General features: G+C 56.8%; 21 protein-coding genes. 10 read left to right on the forward strand and 11 right to left on the reverse strand.

What is annotated here, in order from left to right; all coding sequences use genetic code 11:
* The first annotated feature begins 54 nt into the window (after window positions 1-54).
* Window positions 55-882 (forward strand): GIY-YIG nuclease family protein, encoded by an 828-nt coding sequence (locus AWB80_RS05845; protein WP_061173711.1) that lies wholly within the window; start codon window positions 55-57, stop codon window positions 880-882.
* A 273-nt stretch (window positions 883-1155) separates the two neighbouring features.
* On the opposite strand, the gene AWB80_RS05850 is transcribed toward AWB80_RS05845, so the two are convergent.
* Window positions 1156-1557: a CoA transferase gene (locus AWB80_RS05850; protein ID WP_087131014.1), complete on the reverse strand. Its 402-nt coding sequence runs from the start codon at window positions 1555-1557 to the stop codon at window positions 1156-1158.
* A 356-nt stretch (window positions 1558-1913) separates the two neighbouring features.
* On the opposite strand from AWB80_RS05850, the gene AWB80_RS05855 reads away from it, so the two are divergent.
* Complete coding sequence (locus AWB80_RS05855) at window positions 1914-2534, forward strand: Pycsar system effector family protein (RefSeq protein ID WP_061173713.1); 621 nt, start codon at window positions 1914-1916, stop codon at window positions 2532-2534.
* A 98-nt stretch (window positions 2535-2632) separates the two neighbouring features.
* On the opposite strand, the gene AWB80_RS45525 is transcribed toward AWB80_RS05855, so the two are convergent.
* From AWB80_RS45525 to AWB80_RS05875, 4 genes are read right to left on the reverse strand one after another with little or no spacing between them, the layout of a single operon-like run.
* Window positions 2633-3163 (reverse strand): Mov34/MPN/PAD-1 family protein, encoded by a 531-nt coding sequence (locus AWB80_RS45525; protein ID WP_087131015.1) that lies wholly within the window; start codon window positions 3161-3163, stop codon window positions 2633-2635.
* On the reverse strand, window positions 3097-4743 hold the full coding sequence (locus AWB80_RS05865; RefSeq protein ID WP_087131017.1) for a ThiF family adenylyltransferase: 1647 nt from the start codon (window positions 4741-4743) through the stop codon (window positions 3097-3099). Before AWB80_RS05865 ends, AWB80_RS45525 begins: the two co-directional genes overlap by 67 nt.
* Entirely contained in the window at window positions 4740-5876 is a 1137-nt protein-coding gene (locus AWB80_RS05870; RefSeq protein ID WP_061173716.1) for a CBASS cGAMP synthase, read from the reverse strand. Before AWB80_RS05870 ends, AWB80_RS05865 begins: the two co-directional genes overlap by 4 nt.
* Window positions 5870-6880: a CBASS cGAMP-activated phospholipase gene (locus AWB80_RS05875; RefSeq protein ID WP_061173717.1), complete on the reverse strand. Its 1011-nt coding sequence runs from the start codon at window positions 6878-6880 to the stop codon at window positions 5870-5872. The genes AWB80_RS05870 and AWB80_RS05875 overlap by 7 nt, the downstream gene beginning before the upstream one ends.
* Before the next feature lie 89 nt (window positions 6881-6969).
* Here AWB80_RS05875 and AWB80_RS05880 point away from each other — a divergent pair, with 89 nt between their 5' ends.
* The gene (locus AWB80_RS05880) at window positions 6970-7869 is read left to right on the forward strand and encodes a helix-turn-helix transcriptional regulator (RefSeq protein ID WP_061173718.1); all 900 of its coding nucleotides are present in this window, start codon (window positions 6970-6972) and stop codon (window positions 7867-7869) included.
* A 351-nt stretch (window positions 7870-8220) separates the two neighbouring features.
* Window positions 8221-9834, forward strand: a complete 1614-nt coding sequence (locus AWB80_RS05885; RefSeq protein WP_061173719.1) for a hypothetical protein — start codon at window positions 8221-8223, stop codon at window positions 9832-9834.
* 128 nt (window positions 9835-9962) lie between these two features.
* Here AWB80_RS05885 and AWB80_RS45265 read toward each other — a convergent pair whose 3' ends face one another.
* Together AWB80_RS45265 and AWB80_RS05895 are read right to left on the reverse strand one after the other, a co-directional pair.
* Entirely contained in the window at window positions 9963-10985 is a 1023-nt protein-coding gene (locus AWB80_RS45265; RefSeq protein ID WP_087131019.1) for an H-NS family nucleoid-associated regulatory protein, read from the reverse strand.
* Window positions 10986-11173: 188 nt separating this feature from the next.
* Window positions 11174-12607: an SWIM zinc finger family protein gene (locus tag AWB80_RS05895; protein ID WP_061173720.1), complete on the reverse strand. Its 1434-nt coding sequence runs from the start codon at window positions 12605-12607 to the stop codon at window positions 11174-11176.
* A 396-nt stretch (window positions 12608-13003) separates the two neighbouring features.
* Here AWB80_RS05895 and AWB80_RS05900 point away from each other — a divergent pair, with 396 nt between their 5' ends.
* The gene (locus AWB80_RS05900) at window positions 13004-13417 is read left to right on the forward strand and encodes a hypothetical protein (RefSeq protein ID WP_061173721.1); all 414 of its coding nucleotides are present in this window, start codon (window positions 13004-13006) and stop codon (window positions 13415-13417) included.
* Between the two features lie 225 nt (window positions 13418-13642).
* Here AWB80_RS05900 and AWB80_RS05905 read toward each other — a convergent pair whose 3' ends face one another.
* A complete protein-coding gene (locus tag AWB80_RS05905) occupies window positions 13643-13894 on the reverse strand; it encodes a hypothetical protein (RefSeq protein WP_061173722.1) in 252 nt (83 codons plus the stop codon).
* Window positions 13895-14072: 178 nt separating this feature from the next.
* Window positions 14073-14402, reverse strand: coding sequence for a hypothetical protein (locus AWB80_RS05910; RefSeq protein WP_061173723.1), 330 nt, complete (start codon window positions 14400-14402; stop codon window positions 14073-14075).
* Between the two features lie 301 nt (window positions 14403-14703).
* On the opposite strand from AWB80_RS05910, the gene AWB80_RS05915 reads away from it, so the two are divergent.
* The 5 genes from AWB80_RS05915 (at window position 14704) to AWB80_RS05935 (ending at window position 19220) form a co-directional block, all read left to right on the forward strand.
* Window positions 14704-15042, forward strand: coding sequence for a hypothetical protein (locus AWB80_RS05915; protein ID WP_061173930.1), 339 nt, complete (start codon window positions 14704-14706; stop codon window positions 15040-15042).
* 740 nt (window positions 15043-15782) lie between these two features.
* Window positions 15783-16142: a response regulator gene (locus AWB80_RS05920; protein WP_061173724.1), complete on the forward strand. Its 360-nt coding sequence runs from the start codon at window positions 15783-15785 to the stop codon at window positions 16140-16142.
* 665 nt (window positions 16143-16807) lie between these two features.
* A protein-coding gene (locus tag AWB80_RS05925; RefSeq protein ID WP_087131022.1) for an IS5 family transposase occupies window positions 16808-17619 on the forward strand; the annotation gives its coding sequence in 2 pieces (ribosomal slippage) (window positions 16808-17156 and window positions 17156-17619; 813 coding nt in all).
* Window positions 17620-17810: 191 nt separating this feature from the next.
* Complete coding sequence (locus tag AWB80_RS05930; RefSeq protein ID WP_061173726.1) at window positions 17811-18134, forward strand: hypothetical protein; 324 nt, start codon at window positions 17811-17813, stop codon at window positions 18132-18134.
* A 273-nt stretch (window positions 18135-18407) separates the two neighbouring features.
* A complete protein-coding gene (locus AWB80_RS05935) occupies window positions 18408-19220 on the forward strand; it encodes an H-NS family nucleoid-associated regulatory protein (protein ID WP_061173727.1) in 813 nt (270 codons plus the stop codon).
* A 53-nt stretch (window positions 19221-19273) separates the two neighbouring features.
* Here AWB80_RS05935 and AWB80_RS43865 read toward each other — a convergent pair whose 3' ends face one another.
* Window positions 19274-19417 carry a hypothetical protein gene (locus AWB80_RS43865; RefSeq protein WP_160147412.1) on the reverse strand — a complete coding sequence of 48 codons (144 nt, stop codon included), beginning with the start codon at window positions 19415-19417 and terminating at the stop codon, window positions 19274-19276.
* A gap of 315 nt (window positions 19418-19732) precedes the next feature.
* Entirely contained in the window at window positions 19733-21103 is a 1371-nt protein-coding gene (locus AWB80_RS05940) for an acetyl-CoA carboxylase biotin carboxylase subunit (protein WP_061173728.1), read from the reverse strand.

A 21103-nucleotide genomic window follows, 5' to 3' on the forward strand; every position in this document is an offset into this window, starting at 1 on the left:
CCGGCAGCATCCACAACGAACAACGTAATTATAATCGACCGATTCGACCAAGCAATGAAGATTGAAATCACGGCTGACAAGGACATTCCAGACGCGCACAAAATCACAAGTCCCGAGTGGGATGGTGTGATTTTTAGAATGACGCACAAAGCATTTCTGCGATGGTTAGAAAGGCACGACAAAGATTTTGATACTGCTGGTGCATACATTCTCTACGCAAATCACTTTGACAAACGATTAGGTAAGAATATTTATATTGGCCAGTCAGATGATATAAAACGTCGCATCAACCAACACATGGCCAACAAAGACTATTGGACCATGGCGGTTATTTTTGTGTCTCGGGCTGATTGGATGAATATTGCGCACGCGTTCCACATAGAAAGTACGTTCATTAGCTGGGCCACGAACGCGCACCGATATTCAGTCGCAAATGGAACGAAAGGGAGCACTTGTCACCTAGGGTTGGAAGACCAGGAGCGGGTGGCAAGCTATCTAAAGCCCGTGAAAGAAATTTTGAGCCTGGCTAATATTGACCTCTTCGAAAAAAACTATGACAACAGCTTTACTCTTGAGAATGGTCCTGTCGCAGCACGCGTCAAACATAAATCGCACGTCCAGATAGTTGCGCCGGCCACACCCGGCAAGCGAGTGCGAATTCTCTCAGGCAGCGTTATGTATGGGCTGGACGCAAAAATCGTGCAATCATATGGACTGTTCGGCGTCACTTACGACTCTGAAAATAAAACTCATACATTTTCTGAAGATGTCGAAATCGACACTATTGGCCCCGACAATCCCTTCCCTAGGTTGTTTGGCGAAGGGCTCAACCGTTGGACAGATACGACGGGCCTTAGACTTTACAGGGCTGTCGGCATTTAACGACGACGTCTTGTCGGCTTGGCCCAAGCCGCCCCCTGTGGTCATGCGGAGCGCCACGGTAGGTTGCGCTCCGCTCGCTCAGCACTCCGCCCACATGGGGCTGGGCCCCAAGTGACCACCGACGCCGACCGAGCGAATTTTGAGACAGGTCAGGTCATCAAACCGAATTCCATCAGCAAAAGAGCGCCCATTGACGACTTTGGGTACAAGTCCTAAAACGGCGCGCCTGCCTTCGCGAGCACCTCGGCGTTCGTTCAGGAAAGGGGGACCATGCTATCCGGTGACCAAGGGAAAGCTCTGAACTTGATTGGAGAGGTCGCAGCTAGACTGAGCTATTTGCACAGACAACGAAAGCAAATCGCTTCCGCGATTTGCTGCGCGCATGTCGACGTCCTTGACCAGCTTCTTGAGCGCTTCCGCGCCGATTTCCGTCTTAAGGTCCAGAGTCACCGAACGCTTACCGCGATTTAGGACCTTGTAGAACAGCCCCACGCCGTCCTTGGTTTCGCCCGAACGGCGAATTTCATCGCCGACTTGCGGGCGTTCAACCTTGATGACGTCAACGCCATGGTCGGCGAGAAACATGCCGCACATCGGCGCAGCTAGGAAATTCGAGATGTCGAGAACGCGTACGCCGCCGAGCGCTCGCGTCGATTTGCTGGGAAGACTTTCCAGTTGATATAGGCCGCGACGCGACGTTCACCTACACATGCCTTACGAACGACGGGCGAGAGCACCTGGCGTCTTAGCGATGCGGCGCTCAGCGGCATCAAGGGCGTCTCCGTAGATGGCTATTGAGACCATCATGCTTTGATGCCACTACTGCGAGAACCGTTTATTGGATTAGCATCATGTTTCCGTGCAGACGGCTCAGCGCTACCGGCATCTTGGTCATCCATTTGTTGATGAACGTGATGGCGCGCAAGGTCGAAACGCTCCGGACTGTCGGTGGCCCATAACTGCCAACTCACCGAGAAAAATGGCTTCGGTTCGCCTAGGGCGGCGAAAAGTGGCGTAATAAAGGCATCCCAATGAGCCAGCAACGCGAGCAAGATATTTTTGAACTTCAAACGGTCGCACGTCGTGCTGCGATTGAACGTGCAGAGAAGGAGTACAAGCTGCATTGTGACGTCTACGAGACAGCCGACCGAAAGGCGCAGGCAACCACCACGATTGCTGGTGCTCTCTTGGCAGCAGACCTTGGCTTCGTCGCGCGATTGAGTGAGAGGCCGAGCATCTTCGCGCTTACCATGCTCCTTGTGATTACTATCGCGCTCGGGGCAAGCGTGCTACTCGCATTGTGGGCGATGTATGTCCGTGATACGGAAATCCCTGCGATTGGCCCCGAAACCGTCACACATTATGACGCTATCCTCCGGCAACCATCGCCTGAGTCGTTCGAGCGGGCAGAGAGACTCTTTCTTGACTTCTTGCTAAAAAAACTGGGAACTGCCAACGAGTCGGTCAGTTCTGTTGGTGCGCGGAAAGCCGGCCTCGTGCACCGTGCTCAACAAGCCCTAATCGGTGCGGCCTTCGGGACAATATTGCTGACGCTTGCGCTCATATTCAATCCCAACTTGCTTGCCCTGAAGGCAACTGCCGAATCGGCGCCTGGACAGCCGTCAACGGCACAGCCCACACCAAAAAGCTAAGACGGAGCCTCAGTACGTCGACGACTGCATCCAATCAATCTCGTAGTTTCGATTGTCGCCTTCTCGCCTTTCCCTCTTGCGTCAACTTTGCGCCGGGCTCAAATCACTGAGTCTAGGAAATCGACTCTTGACCCGCGTTGCCATATGGAAACGGATAGATTGACGTCCCCAACAATCACAGCTAAAAACGGGAGCCCATCAATCATCTCTGTAGAGGCCTTTTCCCATTGTCGGATATCTATGTTTGACGGTGACGGGTCCTGCTCGGGATGGCTGTGCCATTCACCCAGATAGCCGATTTCTCGGCCCGAGGATGTCCATAGAGCGCTAGCTTCACTCTGATGCCCAGAGCTCTCCCGATTGAACGCCGTGCGCGTTCGGACATCGGTGGGAAATGGAACGGTCAGATGTGTTACGTCAAAGTGGCGGCCGCGCCGCTTACCTAGCAGGACGCCACCCGCTTCAAAATCGGTTGCTCGAAGCTGTCGATAACGCGCAAAGGTGATAAGGACAGACTCAGCAAAGATTGCCATCACACGATGGTCGGGCGTCGTCCAAGAATTCAGGTGGTGCATGCCGGACATTCCTGCAGTTGAGCCGGGTCTATCAGCTGGCGTGAGGAGTCCCATCGCGGGTCCAAAACCCTAGTTCGAAGACGGGGTGAGCAGTTCGCATTAGCCCAATCGACAGCCATGTCGGCGGCAAGACTTGCGGCCTGGACCGAAACGGTCGCCGGAAATGGCACGTACAGGCTCTCACATCCGTGACCGGCAAGCATCTGAGGAAGCTCACCTTCTGTCACTTTGTATATCGGTGACCTGTCCCGTGTTTTGAGGCATCTCACGCATGCCGCATCGCGAGAGTCGCGCATCAACGCACGAATGGCGGTACCTGGCCCTTCAATCCAGACCGATAGCATCGGGCGGAAAGCGTCGGCGGAGAGCTTACGCGCCAGAAGATGGCCGAAAGCCTCTTCACCTGTTGCGTCAACTATCAAATCGGCGCGGGACAAGTCAACTTGTAGCGCGTTAACAGGAATCGGAATGAGCTTTGCACCTGGTGCGCCCCGACGCAATTCTTTGGCTAACGCCTCAGCCTTGTTGCGCAAAATATAGTTCAAGCCTAAGCGATGTCGGCCCACGTTCTGTGGAAGCAGGATATCGTTGTCCACGAGGCTCAGCGCTCCGCCTCCCGTCCCCGCTCCGGCCTTCACGAGATATTCACCGAGAAAGCCACCTATCGTGCCGCAGCCGACAAGGATGATTTGCTTACCGGCCAGCGTGCGTCGCCCCGGCGTGCTTCTTTCAGCAGTGTACTGGTCGTCGATGCGAAGGCAGAACATTGGCACCACAGGGCTTCGATACGCAACTTCCAAGGACTTGAAATCGCGAGCGCGCTGCCCCTTCTCTCGACGGTCGTACTCGACCGCGAAAGCGTAGACGAATCGCGGCGACTCAATGATGCATAGCAGACTGTTCGCATCCGTTTTCGCTTCCGCATGGATGAGGTCTTCTAGCTTCCTCCGTGCTCGCGGGTCTAGCGTTGCCTGCCATTTCAATACATCAGCGACCGTCTCAGGAGGCCATTTTTCTTGCAGGGCACGCGGCGGCGCTGTCGTTCGCACCCTTCGCACGGTCACCTTGCGTGTCGAATCGACCGAGAGGCCAATGGCAGCGAGCTTCGACAATGTCCGATTTGTGTCGTCGCTTACCGCGGTTATCGGCCGAGCCTCATCCTTCGAGTCAAGCACGAGTACAGAAAGTGGAAGATGCCCTTTCTCCTCGAAGTCTAACAAGCATAGTGCGCTCTGCGGCCAGCATGAGAAAAACTCTTCCTCGAGGTCTTGAGTCAACTCCCCTCGAAGAATTTGCCCGAGCACCGCTTCAGCGCGTTCGATGCAGGCAAGCACCTGGCCGACGATGTCGAATACATCCAGGACAATCGCGCCATGCGCCAAATAGCAGAAGCTTCCATCCGCGCCAACATGCGGAGCTACAGGCTGAAGCGCGGCGGGAATCGGCGCAAGATAGACGCGCGGAAGGTCCTTCCCGTCTGGGTCCACTTCAAGGCGGACTGAAAATGGCGTTTCCTCGCTTATCAGGCTACCTGAAAACACGAACCAGCCATCCTCGTCGTGCCCAACATAAGCGAAGCCTCGCGAAGCCAGTGCACGCGAAAGTTCGGAGCCAGTCGGCCCTTGTTCGCTCATCCAGCCTGCCTCCTGCCTACCAGTGGAGACGCAACGGCACACGCTGGCGCGGTGAGGACGGTCGCGGCTACGCTCGTGACCTTGACTCTGTGAGGCTCATCTGGAAACCGGTCGCCAAACTGATTGACCAGCCACGAACACGCTTGCGCGGCGTTGCTACCATGAAGTGCCGCGCGGAGGAAGGACTCGAGACGCTCCAGCTTCTTTGCCGCTTCTTCGACGGCTGCGCGGCCAAGGCGGTCAGTCAATGATTCGTTTGGGTCGACCGGGTTGCGAACCCCGTCACGAAGGACCGCCGGCATCTTCTCAACGACATCCAGCAATGCAAGGTCATCGCGCCGCTCTCTGGCTTCGAAGACCGGCGCGGAAGCTGCCATGAGCAGAATCGATGAAGGCCCACCCGATTTCCACTGCCAGTCTCGGAAACCTTTGATGTATCTCACGGAACGGCGATATTGTTCGCCGTGACGGTCGACCTCTTCGAGGAACCAGGTCTTGACGGGGCGCGGGTCAGATTTGACCCAGTTCCTTTCTCGGTGCGCCAGCAGGACATGGTCGCGGGGAAGCGCTGTCCAGACATCCCGCTCAGCCTGTCCGAGAGCTGAATCGAAGATGGGGTAACCGTATTGCTCCATCGCCTTTTGCAGCGTCTCGAATTCATCGTCCGGAATCGCGTAAAGCGGAATGTCCACATGCGCGAATTTCGCAATCTCGATACGGATGCAAGTCGGTTTGTCCGTCACGAGCTTCCACCGACGTGCCTTGACGAGTTGCTCAAGCGCCTTCTCAGCCGCCTCGAAAAAGATGCCGCTGGCAACGCTCGGCTTTTCCTCCTGCGAGACAAAGCTCAGTGGCAGATATGCGCCGTCATCGACGTCCGCTTGCTGCGGTGCCTGCGCAGGAGCGTTCAGCGTCTTGTATGCCCAAGAGCCTTGCGTGAAGAATCGGGGATGAACTGCAGCGCCGTCGTAGCCATGCTCTCTTAGCACCTTCATCAAGTTGTCGCGAAGACATCGACGCACTGCACTCTTTGCCTCGGCGATGAAGATGCGCTCCTCATCGTTCAGGTCGAGATTTCTGAGCAGAGTCTGTTCCTCAACCGACGAGTAAAACAGTGAACTCAGGTTCAGCATGTGGCTACCTCTACGTTTTTGCGGGGTCCGTGATAGAACTTCGGTGTAGCAGCGGTGTGAGACTTGAATAGCGGGTACCTAGGGTCACCAAGCATCCGCCGCGCGGCCTGTGCGCCGCGCTCACGCAGAACTGTCGTCGCTCCTTTGCTCACAACATCGAGTGACGAGATATCGCGACTCTGGTCAGGGGTCGCTTGGTCATCGACGCGCAAATAGTTCGTCCCAAGCGCCTGCTGCAGCATGTAGTCGACCGCGCCCTCTTGCGCAGAAATGACCAGGTCGAAGACTTTGGCTCCCCACCGGGCGACACCCCGGTCAAGCGCAGACGAGCCCCGCATCGTTGCGCCGACGGTCATCGTTCCGATGGCCAGGACGCGAATCGTGGTCTTGTTATCGACGCCTAGAAAGTGTCTGGCTTCGTGGAGCCCGAAGAGTCCCGGAGAATTGCCAACAAGGCCACCGTCCGCGAAGGTTCCGTGACCATCGATGCGATGAAGCGGAAAATAGGTAGGCGCAGCCGCCGTCGCCAAACCCACATCGACCAGCGTCCGGCGCGCGTCGCCTTCAAACGCCGATGCGTGCGGGGTCTTGAAAAATTGACCCTTCCCGGTGCTGTAGTTGACCGTCGGGATGAGGATTCGATGCTGAAGGTCGCCGATGGTCCGGTTGCCCAAGCGCTCGGACAAAACAGTTCTCAACCCGTCGGGCGAATGCTTAGCCAGCCACCATTTTCCGAACACCCGACGAAGCAAGCTGCGACTTCCAAAAATCATCTTCCCCTGTCTGACGAACATCGCCTCCAGGTCCGCAGCCGGGATTTCCGCTGCGAGCCCCAATGCGAGCAAGCCACCCGCCGAGGTGCCACAAATGAGGTCGAAATGCTTCGCCAACGGCCGTCCGCAAGACTGTTCGAGCGCGCGCAGAATGGTGGCTGTGTACAGGCCGCGGTATCCGCCGCCTGACAGCGCAAGAATATGAAAATCAGGGGCGAGTTGGTCATCCACGGCAACAAGGCGATTCGTATGAGTGAACTAACTATACGCGATTTTCTGAATCGCGTATACTTTCTGTACTGATTTCGAGCGGGAGAAATATGGCAACCGAGGACGTCCCGGCGGTCGGGCATGGCGAGCCAAGAATTAGTTCGAGGTGGGGCCAGGAGCGGCGCCTCGAATTTATAGACTTCAGACTCCAGTGGGATGGGCGGATAAACCGAAGTGCGCTGACCGATTTTTTCGGAATCTCGACGCCGCAGGCTTCGGCAGACATTGCTAAGTACCAAGACCTGCGGCCACAGAACATGGAATACGACCGCAGCCTGAAGGTTTACGTTAGAGCACATGAGTTCGCCCCTGCGTTCCCGGTAAGCCAGCCTTCGAGGTATCTGAACGAGTTGCTGGCAACGGCGACAGGCATTCTGCCGAGAGATGCCACGTTTGTCGGATGGTGGCCCTCCGTCGCGGTCGCGCCATTTCCATCACGCAGGTTGGACGTGGAAGTCCTTGCTGCCCTTCTAAAAGCAATTCGAAGTCAAGAAGGGCTACGAATCTGCTATCAGTCCATGTCGCGCACTGAACCGACGAGCCGCACTATCTCCCCGCATGCGCTAGGCTTCGACGGCTTCAGATGGCACGTTCGAGCGTACTGCCACTTGCGAGACCGATTTTTAGATTTTGTCATTGCTCGGATATTGCGTATCGACGGCACGGAAGCTTCTGGGCAACTGCAAGAGAGGGATAGCGAGTGGCATACGACGGTGACACTCAAGATTGCACCGAACCCAGGCCTCATCGAAGCAAAAAGGCGAGTTGTTGAGCTTGACTATGGGATGGAAAACGGCGAACTCGAGTTTCGATGCAAGCAAGCGCTGCTGTTTTACTGCATGAAGCACTTGGGACTGGCCGCTGACTCCGGGGTGAAACCCGAAGAGCAGCAAATAGTGTTGAAGAACCGTGCGGAAGTGGAACGCTTTCTACCCTTCCGCGCACCGTAGCCTTCCGAGCTTTTTTGTTCGGCTCTTTCGAGCAGAGCGCGATAGCTTGCGTGACGCGACTAATCCATTCACCCTCGTACCTTCGTGAAGCGTAGTTGCCGGATTGTTGCGATACCCTTCATGGACGCACGTGCGCTCATTGCGAGAGCCAGTGCCGCAACATGCTCATATAGTCAATTTGCTGCCTTCTCTTTTTTGCTTTTAGAAAAGCTCTCTTAACGTGGAAGAGCTTTTTTTGACGAACTTAGAGAGTCGTATTTAAATTTAACCGAGAAAATATCTCGATAGTGCAAAGATTGAACATCGCTTCGCTCAATACTTTGACCAAAATGAACAAACGCGGACATCCGAATGTCGACCTCACCACGCCCCTTAGAATCGACCGCACCCCTGCCCCAGTCGACCGCTGAACAGGCCGCTGCGCCCGAGGCGACTTTCACGGGCGTCTTCGATATCTCCGACGCGGACGGAGTGAACGAATCCGAGCGCCTTCTGATGCGCCTCTGCCGCCGGTCATTCCTCAGCCTTTGGTCTTTTGCGAATCTGCATACCGACCAAGATATGCGCGGCGGGCGTGGTAGCGCAAAGGAATTCGCCGACGTTCTCGTCGTTTTTGGGAACGACGTCGTCATCTTTTCTGACAAGCACGTAGCTTTTCAAGAGGACAGAGACCTTGGCGTTGCGTGGCGACGTTGGTACAAACGCGCCGTCGAAGAATCAGCGAAACAACTGCATGGCGCGATGAGTTGGGCGCGGCGGTTTCCCAAACGTGTGTTTCTTGACACCGCGTGCACACGGCCCTTGCCCGTCGCTCTTCCGTCGGCGGATTCAGCACGTTTCCACTTGGTGGCTGTGACGCGCGGAAGCTATGAGGCCTGCGCGCGATTTTTCTCGGGAAGTCTCGGCACACTGCAGATTCGCACCGACGTCAGAGGCTCGGCGCACGCTGACAATCCGTTCTTTGTTGGACTGGTCAATCCGGAAAAGGCCTTTGTCCATGTCTTCGATGAGTTCTCGCTCGAGATGGTGCTCAAAGAAATGGACACTGCGAGCGACTTCATCTCCTATCTGAAAGACCGCGAGGCGTTTCTCAATCGCCAAGACCGAGTCGTGTATGCGGCCGGCGAAGAGCAGCTGCTTGCAAGTTACTTGACGAATGGCGACGAATTGGGGCGGAACTTCTTGCCACCAAGCGCGCGGGAGGAGGAAGCCACAGTCATCGCATTTGACGAGACGCATTACGAGTCTCTGATGTCGAATCCGAGCTTCCGCGAAAAGAAGCGTCTGGACAAGCCCAGTTACCTCTGGGACCGGATGGTCGAACGGTTCATCCGTCTCGGCGACCCCGAGTTGATAGCACCGGGGTTCGACCAAGATAATAACGAGACCGAACAAGCGCTGCGGCTTCTGGCGCGGGAATCACGATTCCGTCGACGCATCTTGGTGGACGCGATACGTGGGGTACTCACGAGAGCCGCGGATGAAGGAAGGCAAGCTGCGCGTGTCTTCACCACAGACCAGGACACGTCGCTTGTGTACGTCTTCGTGCTCGTTCCAAAGCGCGCCAACGAAACCTACGATGACTATCGAGGGCATCGAATTGCAGTGCTCCATGCCTATTGCAAATGTGCAAAACTGCGATTTCCAGAGGGTTCGACATTTATTGGCATCGCATTCGACCATCCGACGAGAGACTATCGCGGCTCCTCTGAAGACCTCTTTGTGTACATCTGCGAACACCTTGGTGACGAAGAAAGGGAAGAAGCGGAGCGATATCGGCAAGAGCTTGGAATTCTCCCTGACAACATGGAATTGAAACGCATGAGCACAGCCGAGTTCCCAGCTTTCGTCACAAAGGCTCAGCCTGTCAAGAATGACACCAAGAGGCCAAGTAAGAACGATGAGCGCAAGCGCAATCGAAGCAAGATGGCTAAAGCATCGCGGAAGCGCAATCGTAGGCGATGAGCAGCATCAGTCCTCATGTGCCGGCTCCAAAAACGGCGCCGGCACAAATTGTTCTTCTCACTGCGTTCACAAACGAGGAGCCCGCTAAACTCTGCGGACTGCCATCAGCCGGCCTTAGGTCAATGCTTTCAAGTAGCAAAAGTGCCGGCGTCGACTTCGCTTGTGCTCGCAGGGAGCAACGTCGTCGAGTCCACGGCGTTCTCCGACGTCGCCTTGCCAGCAGCGCCCTTCGTCCCGACCTTCTTGGTTGCAGCCTTCTTGCCCCCAGCCTGCGGTCCCTTCTTCGCTGCGGACGTCGACTTCTTCGCAGCAGCTTTTTTGCTGACAGCAGTCTTCGCCGACGTCGCCGAAGCTTTCTTCGCCGCCCCCTTCTCGGCAGATGTCGTCGCCGTGCTCTTCTTCGCCCCTGCCTTCTTCACCGCGACTGCCTTCGGTGCACTTTCCTTGCCATCAGCAGCCGTGGCCGCAGCGCCGTCAATAAGGAACTTCGTCCTGTCTCGGGCACCAGCTAGCCAAGCTGGCGCTTTCCCACGGCCGCTCCACGTCGCCCCGGATTTCGGGTCGCGATATTTCGCAGGCTGAGGTCCACGAATATAATTGCCCACAGACTTCGCCGAATTTTTATCTACAGCGGGCGCGGCCGTCGCATTGCCATCAATTAGAAACCGGTCGCGATTTTTCGCAGTCGCCAACCATCCCGGCGCTTTTCCACGACCACTCCACGTCGCCCCGGACTTCGGGTTGCGGTACAGCGCGGGCTGCGGACCGCGCACATAGTTGCCGACAGCCTTCGGCGACGCTTTGCCGGCAGTCGGGACCGCTGCCGCATCGCCATCAATTAAAAATTTGTCGCGATACTTTGCGCTTGCAATCCATCCCGGCGCGCGGCCATGTCCGCTCCAAGTCGCTCCAGACTTCGGGTCACGATACTTCGCATTCGACGCTGTCTTGTCCGAAGCTGACTTCATCTCCATTTTGCCGCCATGCTTCCTGCCACCAACCGCCGAGCAAAGGTCATCCATCGATATCCCGTGCTCTGCCATCAGAGTGTGAATCCCGGCAATGACGCTCGCCGATTTCTTCTTGGTGATTGCCTCCGCTTCAGCTTGAAGTTTCGCAATCTTCGCCTGAATCGACTGCAGCGTAGCCATGACTTTCCCCTTTCGTGATTGCAATCAACGCACTATGCCATATGCGCATTGAACAATGCGAGTTCTCGGCCTAGAGCGATGCTCTAATGAAGCGCGGAGAGTAGTTTTTCTGACAACAACAGTCATTGCGAAATTGCTTGTAAGTCACCGAAGCAATTAAGGGTTTGCCTCATTCAGCCGATACGACCTTATTGCCGCGTCGGGTGGTACCACATAGACTTATTGGCGGCAGCCGAAGCTTCCTCCTTCTTCACGAGAGCCCAAAGGAGCGTGAAAGCTCTCTCGCGCGCCAGCTCAACGCTGTTCGTCGCTCGGCCAACTTCCATCAGCGCTGCGAACCCGTCGGCGTCGGGCCGCTGCTCGAAACGCAACCAAGCATACAAATTCGCTTCCACCGACTCATCCCGGCGCAAATACTCCTGCACGCAGAAGTCGAGCAGGCGCCGGTCCGGGTCTTTGAAGGTGGCGAGTCCTTGCCGAGCCCAATCAAGGCCCTCATCGAACCGACCGTTCTGGGAGCAGGTTTCTGCAATCAGCAGATAACGATACGGTGCCGAGAGGTCCTTTTGCCGAATTGCAATCAGCTCGTCGACGTCCCTATCGTGCTCCGCAAGTGCCAACATCGCATGTTCGAGCCGCATTCGATTGCCTTCGAACGTTCGGCGCAGTCCGTCGCTGGGCGACAGGCTTGGGAGCTGGCGCCATTGCTCCTCGACAAGTTGTCGGTATCTCTGTAATCCGGCATCGCCGAGTGGCTCTTCGTAGGCCGGTATCACGTCATAGAAAGTGTCCCATAGGCCTCCTATTTGGAAGCGGAATAGACGCTCAGCAAGTTTGATTGGGTCCGGCGAGGTTTGTCGGCAGGCCTCGAGATGAACCGCTGCCAGCTCGAGAATGCCTGGCATCACATCGCCGTTCGAATCATCAATCTGTTCGAGGCTCTTTTCGGCGCCGGCAATGGCCAGTTCCGCAAGTTCTACCACGTCCGAGGCCGCAGACCTGCTGAGTCGTTGGCGAAGCGCGTCGGCGAGCGAGAATAGTCCGTCGCCGTATGCACCAGACTCACGCCAATCAAGCGGTCGACCGATTCTTGTCGCCTCCCTTACCGCCGCCTTCATGCCGGGTAGGTCGTGAGCGCTGGCCGCTCGCGCTGCAAAAAGCAATTTGTCGCGCAGCACCATGTCGCGCTCAACCGCATCGAGTAGCAGTTCTCGCATGGCGTCGTCGTCCAACGTCGCCACGTACTCGGCGATAAGCTCTTCGGCGGTCTTGCGCTTCTTTCTGGTCTTCGTCGGCTCTGACTCATCCGGATGAAAGACCTCAACGCCGGAATTTTCGAGCCAGGAGAGCGCAACAGCCACGACATGCTTGCAAAAGGTCCCTGATTGTCCAACCGGACAATCGCAACTGTAGTCAAGTTCTCCGTCGAGTCCGACCTTCATTTCGACGCTGTAACGGGTCGAACCGTTGACGGTTGCACGCAAGGCTCCGCCGCTCTCGTCGAGTCGTGATACGGCTCCCTCATGGAAGTACGCTTTCCCGCGAGCGAACGTCTTGAAGTCGGCGAGAGACTGCAATTCGTCCAGTGTCAGCACATCGCGGAAATGAGTTTGGCTGGTCATGAGTTTGCGTCGGCGGGTCGTCAATCCACATTGTAGTCAACCCATATCGCGCTCTCACGGCGCCGCGCTTCGCCTGCACGAGCTTCGCGTTGTGCGCCCCAACAGATTTGATTCCACGAAGCCGCCGGCAAAAGGCACAGGCGGTTGCCCTTCCATGCCACGTCAGCTCTGGGATAGAGGCAGAAGGCCGCATTGTCCTCCAAGTGGTCTTCGGCACGTTTTCCCGCGACGCGCGGTCCGGAAACGACAGAATGTTTTCCACCGGACAGACGTCCTTTGCCAAGGCCCCTACGCTGCAACCCATTGGGGAACGATTTTTACAAAAGCAGAAGGTCACAACCAGTGCCCAGGCCGGCTATACACAACAAATCATTTGGAGCGACAATCGTCCAAGAGTTGCTCCGCGAGACCCGCGCCGTAGGCTTTGCATTCGCGGGCCTCGGCGTCGGCACGGGCGTTGGGCTTTTGGCGGCCGCCATGCTTTGGGCTGCCGACATCGACATTGTTCAGTGGGGCACCGCTTCCGTCACGTGTATGGCTGCCGGCATGTTCCTCGGCTTCACGCTGGTCGTAGGGTACGGCATTCGTCTGAGAACAACCCACGGCCGCCTAATTTCGCTCGGAAAAGACATCGAGGCGTGGTTCACGTGTGCCGGCGCTATTGGCGAGGCAACCAACGTCGAACCGCCAAGTTTCGGAAAGGCCGCGAAGCGCACGCACTCGGATACGTACCCGGCGGAGCTTGAGCACGATGCGGAGAAGCAGGCTACTGCTCTCCTTGTGCGCTTCATGCTGCCGCGCAAGCAATAACGCTCCGTCCGACTCCGAAGCATCTTTGCTCACGGCGCGTCGATAACGAGCCGGCAACTCACCCCGCACACACGCCAAAAGCACTGCGTCCTGAGAGACGCTTTTAAGAGGCGCTGACCGGCGTGTTCGCGGCTGCACAAGGTTTGCGTTGACGCCGTCGCCCGATGCTCAAGCCTCGAGCCGATTTGATTGCTGCCCGCAGACTGACCGTGCCGACGCCGTCGCTCAGCGCATGACTGTCGGCTGCATCTGCCCGTGCTCCTGCAATTGCGCCTCAGCGGCAGCTTGCTTGCGCTTCTCCTTGGCGAGATGCCGCCCGGCGACACAGCCACCGACGGCGCCGACTACAGCGTGATGCCCAGCATAGTGACCAGCGACACCACCGACTACCGCCCCTTTCAAGCAACCTTCAGCACTCGCGGCGCCGGCAGATGCAAGCAGAGCACTTCCCAACAGGACCAAAAACATGTTTTTCATTGATTCACTCATTTTCGTTGCGAGTGTGGCGACATCCGACACCCGTGTCGCGGGCTATGCCCAGAACATCAGTTCCTTGTTAAACAAACTACGTAAGCCCTAACCGCTGCTCGCGCAGGTGCATTCGCGCCCGCAACGCCGAAGAGAAATCACCCATTCGGCGCTGCGGGTTTCAAATTCACTGACCGATTTGCCGACTTACCCGATTCTCCTGCTGGTTGAGCGCTCGGTCTTCTTGACGGGTGATGTGGCCGCCGTTTTGGCTCGCCATCAGACGTTCCTCATGACGCACTTGATGGTCTTCGCGATGCAGCCGCATCGCCTCGCCACGCGACAGTTCGCCTTCCCGGACTTCTTGATGGATTCGGCGGTCCTGATTGGCCAGCCGCTGATTAACCTCAGCGCGACGCGGATGCGATGCATCCCAATTGGTTGCAGCCGATGCGGTTCCCGCGAACGCGATTGACAGCGCGGCGATTGCTGCGAGCTTCTGAGTGAGCGTTTTCATGCTTATCTCCCGTCGAGTCGATGAGACGGCTTCGTGCCGTTCATTGCATCAACGCGCCCCTTGTCCGCCTTGTTGACGTTGCATATGTGAGTTGTGAAACCGAGTATTTCGGGCTAGCTGGACTTCGCGGAGTTAAGCCGGAACGAGCCCTTGGTCAACGTGTCGAACGCGCGTTGAGATGGCGCCTTGCTGGGGCGCCCGCACGGACTGCGACGACGAGCGTCGCCGGCGAGAGCGACATCCGTTCGCCTTGGGAGTAAGCTTCTGCACTGAGCCCATATCCTTGGACGGAGACGGCAAGATGGGGAACGCTTTAGCTTCGACTTCCGGCTTCGACGGGCATACGCCCGAGTCGCTGCGCACACTGGCCGCATATCTAGAAATTTCTCTCGAAGAGGGCAAGTGCGTGGTCGTGATGCGCCGAGGCACCGACCTCTGTTCTGTGCTAGTCGGTGACCCCGCCGACGAAGACGGCAAACTGACTGACCACGGAACAATCGCTGCAGGTGTAGTGGACGAATTGCTTAAACTGACTCATGTGGGTTTGAACCGAATAACGGTCGACGACCAGACTTACCGCTTTTTTCGAAGCTTTACGCTAATCTCTGACGTCGGCGCGGTGGTGTTTACTCCGGCGTAAGCCGTAACGGGTCGCCGGCTATGTCAACGGCGACTATCCGCGCCGGTCGGTGCGCTATTCAAGTTCGACCAGTTGGTACGTACTTAAGCGCCGCACACGACTCTGCCATTCAGCAATCGCGGCCTCATGGCCGCCCACTTTTGCTGCCGAGCCCGGGACGGTCGAACGTTGCGACGGCATCACCTTGGAACCTCGCAAGTGCGATGAGCAAACATCGGCTTGCGACGCGTTCCTCAACGCAAGAGCCGACAGAAAGCTGCTGCGTCGTGGAGAAGTTCGCGTTTTGCAATGAGATGGTCGGACGCGCGCCGGTCTTGAATTAAACCGCACGTGAAGGTGTGGACAAGGGAACGGTCTTCCCTCTTGCCAACCGCTTCTCGCGCGATGATAGACGCAGTCGGTGTGTGCTTCTCGGCGGGTCTGGCTCCATCTCGGTCCTTGAACGTCTTCATGCGCGAGCCGGACCACAGCTCTTTTGTCGCCGTACAAGACACGGGAAACCCGGTTGCCATACAGTATTGCCGTTCGGAATGTGACCGCAGTACCTTCCTTGAAAACTCGGCGCGTGCCGATGAACCTTGAAAGATATCGCCCATCATACGCACTCAGGTCGGCCGAAATGGAAGGCAATTGGACATCAGTCTCGAAGCTCAAGCGGCACATTCGGTAGTCGACGCTGCAGTACACTGCAAGCTACGGTGCTTAACGAATCCGCGGGTCGAGTGTTTGGAGCACTTCAGATGAAACTCCTCTTGGTAGACGATTACAGCGCTACGACCGATTTGCTCGCCGATATCGCGCGCTCGAGGGGACACCAAGTGACGCTTGCATGCAATGCCGCAGAGGCGTTGGTTGCGACGAGCGGCGAAGGCGTATTCGAGCTGATTCTCCTGGACATCGGGCTACCGGACATCAACGGTCACGAGCTGTGTATGCGACTTCGTGCGTCAGAAAAATACGCATCCCGGTCCATCTTTTCCCTCACGGCGCACGACGACGTCGGCGAACGCTTCGAGATGTCGTGTTTCGATGGTCAACTTTTGAAGCCTCTTTCGCTTAACGATTTCGAGTCGTTGCTCGCGAGTAGCGGGCGGACGTAAGCCGCGCTCTTAATGGGGAGTTTCCTCGGGATGGATTGCTCAGCGAATCCATTCGGGTCGCAACATCGCCTTCCCGGAGCCTAGTCGCGACATACTTTTGAAAGTAACCTGCCGTCAGTTGCAGCCGTATCCCGTACGACGATTCCACCAGCAGATTGCCTCGCCTTGCGTGCAAACGAACATGCTGCCAACGGTGTCGCATTGAATGGTTGTCTGCCGACGACCGTTTGACGTCGGACTGTCTTTTGTTAGCTCCGAGTCTGATGACGCGACCGCGCTCTCTATCGCCGCGCGAACCTTCGCGGTTCCCTCGGTTGGCTTCTTTGTCGCCACGCCAGGCGCGACTGTACACGCAGACATGAGGGCCGCCAGACAAATCGACGCGAACAAACGGTTTGTCGTCATCGAAGCCATGGTTTCCTCCCAATACTTAGTAGACACCCGTTGCGCCCCACCGTCTGAACGCCGAAACAACCATAGCGGGCATGGAACGATTCTATCCCCGCGTCTGTGATGCAATTTCAAGAGACCGTCGAAGACGCTAGGGAAACACCCTACCTGTCATTGCTTCGCTCCCTTAGAACCCTTAACAAAATGAAGAAAAGGGGCTGTTAACCCTTGATGAATGCTGTTAACCTGTTCATTGTTTCGGCGATGAAAGGAACATGGCTAAACCTATACTCGACGACGAACTCTGGGCACTCATCGAACCGTTATTGCCCCCTCCAAAACTACGACGCCACCGTTACCCAGGGCGCAAACCGCTCGACAATCGTGCGGTGCTCACAGGCATCCTCTTCGTCTTGCAGACTGGCCTGCGCTGGGACCTTCTTCCTCGCGAGATGGGTTGCGGCAGTGGCATGAGTTGCTGGCGTCGCCTGCGTGACTGGCAGGAGGCAGGCGTCTGGGACGAGTTGCACGAGTTGCTCCTTGCGCGGCTTCGGGCCGCCGACCAAATCGACTGGTCTCGAGTCATCGTCGACTCCTCTTCAATCCGTGCTATGGGCGCGGGTCAAAAACGGGACCGAATCCCACAGACCGCGCGCGACCCGGTTCAAAGCACCACCTCATCACCGAAGCGCAGGGCATCCCGCTCGCGGTGATACTGACTGGCGCCAACCGCAACGACGTCACTCAACTTCAAGCACTGGTCGAGGCCATTCCGCCCATCAGCGGCAAGCCTGGCAGACCACTATCGAAGCCTCGGGTCGTTCAAGGCGACAGAGGCTACGACCACGACAAACATCGACGTCCGTTGCACGCAGCGGGCATTGCCACGGAAATTGCTCGGCGCGGCCAGCCTCACGGCAGCGGATTGGGTAAAACACGCTGGGTCGTGGAGCGGACCATTTCGTGGCTTCACAACTTCCGCCGACTGCGCATCCGCTTCGAACGGCTCGCGTTTATCCACGAAGCCTTCATGAAAATCGCTTGCTGCATCATATGCTTGCGACAACTGCGAACGTCATTTTTTTAACGCCTCTTAGGAGCGTTTTTCAACCGCTCTGTCCTTTGCGACCAGCGCTTCGCTGAGGCTGTGAGTAGAGCAGCGATAGAGCAACCGATACGGCGCCGCAACAACGATTCCTATGGACTGACGTCAACGTCACAGCTCTCCCGGCGTTAATGAAGCAAGGCGCACAGCCTTCCTTTTCCCGGAGAATACCTATGAACAAGATTATCGCAGTCGCTGTGGCAACGTGCTTCTCGGTCGGAATCGCGTGCGCCCAAACGTCCGCGCCTGCCGCCGCGACCGCCAAACCCACGCCGATAGCCGCAGGGTCGAGTTGTGAGACCCAGGCAATCGATAAGAACGGAAAGCCGCTGGCCGGCGCTGCTAAGACCTCCTTCATCAAGAAGTGCGAAGCTGGCAACAAGAGCAATGTCTCCACTGCATGTGCGAGCAAAGCGGTCGGAAAAGACGGCAAGCCACTCGCGGGCGCTGCGAAATCGTCGTTTATGAAAAAGTGTGAGGCTGATGCCGGCAAGTAATCCTTGAGACGAAGAAGGCTGGTCTGATTGCCGTTGCGTGTGCGTCCGGCTTTGAGCTCCCAGCCTTCTTCGCCGTGTGTCGATTTATGGAAGTCGAATACCGACGCCCCCTTCTCTGTGGCTTCCGCCCCCGTTCCAGTATCTCGCTCCTCAAAAATCTCCTCTCGCCCCCGGGAATAAACTGATTGAGCTCCCGATACAAGCAAAGGTGTTTCGGTACTCTTTTCGAGAATGCTGTGTCATAGTTCCTTGTGCTACTAGACGGAGGAGAACATGACTACCCTTGAGAACATTCAGGCCCGTATGAAAAAGCTTCAGGCGCAAGCGGAGACCATTCTTGCAAAGCAAGCACAAGCCGCCGTCGACCAAATCCGCGAATTGATGCTCAAACACGGGCTTACTACCGCAGACATCGAAGCCAGAGCAAAAGCAAAAAGAGACGCCAAGGCCAACGGTCGCGTTGCAGTCGGTCGAGGCTCCAAGGCGCCAATCGCCACCAAACGAAAGTTGCCCGCAAAATACTTGAATCCGAAAACCGGCGAAACTTGGAGCGGACATGCTCGACCGCCGGCTTGGATTAAGCTCGTGAAGGACCGCTCAAAATTCCTCATCGACGGCGCTGGTCCCTCGTCCTCAACAAAGTCGGTCGGAGCGACTAGCGGAAAGACTTCGGTTCGCAACGTGCAATCAAAAGGTGCGTTGCCAGCAAAATATCGAGACCCCAAGTCCGGCGCCACGTGGAGCGGTCGCGGCCCTGCGCCCCGATGGCTGGAGTCGGCAAAAGACCGAACAAAGTTCTTGATTGAACAGACCCCTGCCGCCACATTTGATTCGCCGGCGACTCGCAAGACGACCACCTCGAAAGGTGCGACGAAGGTCCGCGCTGCGAGCAAGAAGGTTGGCGCCAAGAAGGCGGCGGCGTCTAAGAAGTCTGCGGGCGTAAAGAAGGCCGTGACGAAGGCTTCGGCAAAGTCAACCGTCACTGCAAAAAAGGTTACTGCTCGCAAAAAGACTGCGCGCAAGGTCGCGCCTACGACCGCGGCGACAGTGCCGGCACCTAACGCAGTGAGCGCTGCTTCCGCATGAGATTGTCGATGTAGGCGGCGCTCCTTCCCGCGGGTGCCTGTGAGTGGACTTCATCAACGTCCAGCCTTGTGGGCATTCGTCGAGACCACGCGGGGCAAAAGGTCGCCGTAAGAGTCGAATTGTTCTTCAGCGACCACGCCGGCATATTCTGTTGCCGGCATGGCTGCCAGCACGCTCGCCTGGTCGGCTGAGTTCACACGCTTCGCGGCGTCCACGATGATGTACGCGGAACGGAAGGTAAGCGGAGCGTCGATTTAAAGTGAGCACTAAAGTGCCTTGTGAACCTAGCCTCGATGTCTTCACCGGCTTTGCCCAGTATTTCAATCGACCGTTTCGGCTCAAAAGCAGATGACGTTCTCGTCGTATTTTTGCGAGAGTCGGAAGCGTATCGGTAGGCACGCAGTGGCCTGCTTGGACCCATCGTCATTGAGGACAGGCATCCCCCTTCGGGTCGACGACTTTTCGACAACTTTTTGTTGGCTGCCAAACGTTCCTTCGTTAGGATGGGATGTTTAAACGATACGCTTAACAATCTCGGTAAGATTCTCTTCAAGGTATCCGGTGTGATAATTCCCCTTGCGGATAGACGCGTCTTCCAGCAGCGCCAAATGGAGCGCCTTCGTAGTTTTGAGACCGTCGACGTCAAACTCGGTCAACGCTCGTTTCATCCGTTCGATGGCCTCCCCTCTCGAAGTATCCCACGCAACCACCTTGGCAAGAAGCGAATCATAGTATGGTGGAACTGCGTACCCCTCATATAAGTGCGTATCGACTCGCAATCCTGGACCCGCAGGCAGGCGAAGCGCTCCGACCGTGCCAGGGCCCGGCATGAAGTTCCTTAATGGGTCTTCGGCATTGATGCGACATTCGATTGCAGCACCGCGCAGCACCACATCTGACTGTTGATATCGGAGCGGCTCTCCTGTGGCCAGGCGCAGCGACTCGCGGACTATGTCTATCCCTGTAATCATCTCCGTAACGGGATGCTCAACCTGAACACGGGTATTCATTTCGATGAAAAAGAATTCGGCCGTGTTCTCGTCGTACAGGTATTCGACGGTGCCTACGCCGCGATATTGGACAGCCTCAGCCAATGCAACTGCTGCAGCACACATCTTTTCCCGCACTTCGCCATTAAGAGAGGGAGCCGGTGCTTCTTCAATAAGTTTTTGACGACGACGTTGCAACGAACACTCTCGCTCGAAGAGATGTATCGCCCGTTCGCCGTCGGCAAGAATCTGCACCTCGACATGTCGTGCCTTACCGACGAAGCGCTCAAGATAGAGACCGCCATAGCCAAATGCGCTCTGTGCCTCTCGAGTAGCGATGCCGAACTGCGACTCCAGTTCTGCTGGGTCGTTGGCGATTCTGATACCTCTTCCGCCCCCGCCAGCTGCGGCTTTGAGCATCACCGGGAATCCGACGCGCACAGCTGCTCGCAGTGCTTCAGCCGCATCTTCGACGACGCCGTCACTACCGGGTACTGTCGGAACGCCGGCGGCGATGGCGCACGCGCGCGCTTGGGCCTTGTCCCCCATCAATGAAATAGCCTTGGGCGAAGGACCGACGAAGACGATGCCCGCATCGTTGACCGCCTTAGCGAACTCGGCATTTTCAGATAGGAAACCGTAGCCGGGGTGAACACCGTCGGCACCGGCCTCCCGAGCCGCCGCGACTACAGCAGAGATGTTCAGATAGCTTTTCGCTGCAGGTGCCGGTCCAACCATGAGTACTCGGTCAGCCATCTGTGCGGCGAGACTTTTTTCGTCGGCAGTACTACAACCTAGAACGGTCCGCATGCCCAGTTCCTGCGCTGCCCGGATGATACGCACCGCGATTTCGCCACGATTGGCAACAAAGAGCGTTTTGATGCTTCGTTGCAT

The organism is Caballeronia pedi (assembly GCF_001544915.2).
GTDB classification, from domain to species: domain Bacteria; phylum Pseudomonadota; class Gammaproteobacteria; order Burkholderiales; family Burkholderiaceae; genus Caballeronia; species Caballeronia pedi.

Bases quoted from the DNA above. Each gene is read 5' to 3' on its own strand.
- AWB80_RS05845 (WP_061173711.1), top strand. From the start codon at position 55: ATGAAGATTGAAATCACGGCTGACAAGGACATTCCAGACGCGCACAAA.
- AWB80_RS05855 (WP_061173713.1), top strand. From the start codon at position 1,914: ATGAGCCAGCAACGCGAGCAAGATATTTTTGAACTTCAAACGGTCGCA.
- AWB80_RS45525 (WP_087131015.1), bottom strand. From the start codon at position 3,163: ATGGGACTCCTCACGCCAGCTGATAGACCCGGCTCAACTGCAGGAATG.
- AWB80_RS05865 (WP_087131017.1), bottom strand. From the start codon at position 4,743: ATGAGCGAACAAGGGCCGACTGGCTCCGAACTTTCGCGTGCACTGGCT.
- AWB80_RS05870 (WP_061173716.1), bottom strand. From the start codon at position 5,876: ATGCTGAACCTGAGTTCACTGTTTTACTCGTCGGTTGAGGAACAGACT.
- AWB80_RS05880 (WP_061173718.1), top strand. From the start codon at position 6,970: ATGGCAACCGAGGACGTCCCGGCGGTCGGGCATGGCGAGCCAAGAATT.
- AWB80_RS05885 (WP_061173719.1), top strand. From the start codon at position 8,221: ATGTCGACCTCACCACGCCCCTTAGAATCGACCGCACCCCTGCCCCAG.
- AWB80_RS45265 (WP_087131019.1), bottom strand. From the start codon at position 10,985: ATGGCTACGCTGCAGTCGATTCAGGCGAAGATTGCGAAACTTCAAGCT.
- AWB80_RS05895 (WP_061173720.1), bottom strand. From the start codon at position 12,607: ATGACCAGCCAAACTCATTTCCGCGATGTGCTGACACTGGACGAATTG.
- AWB80_RS05905 (WP_061173722.1), bottom strand. From the start codon at position 13,894: ATGAAAAACATGTTTTTGGTCCTGTTGGGAAGTGCTCTGCTTGCATCT.
- AWB80_RS05910 (WP_061173723.1), bottom strand. From the start codon at position 14,402: ATGAAAACGCTCACTCAGAAGCTCGCAGCAATCGCCGCGCTGTCAATC.
- AWB80_RS05915 (WP_061173930.1), top strand. From the start codon at position 14,704: ATGGGGAACGCTTTAGCTTCGACTTCCGGCTTCGACGGGCATACGCCC.
- AWB80_RS05920 (WP_061173724.1), top strand. From the start codon at position 15,783: ATGAAACTCCTCTTGGTAGACGATTACAGCGCTACGACCGATTTGCTC.
- AWB80_RS05930 (WP_061173726.1), top strand. From the start codon at position 17,811: ATGAACAAGATTATCGCAGTCGCTGTGGCAACGTGCTTCTCGGTCGGA.
- AWB80_RS05935 (WP_061173727.1), top strand. From the start codon at position 18,408: ATGACTACCCTTGAGAACATTCAGGCCCGTATGAAAAAGCTTCAGGCG.
- AWB80_RS05940 (WP_061173728.1), bottom strand. From the start codon at position 21,103: ATGCAACGAAGCATCAAAACGCTCTTTGTTGCCAATCGTGGCGAAATC.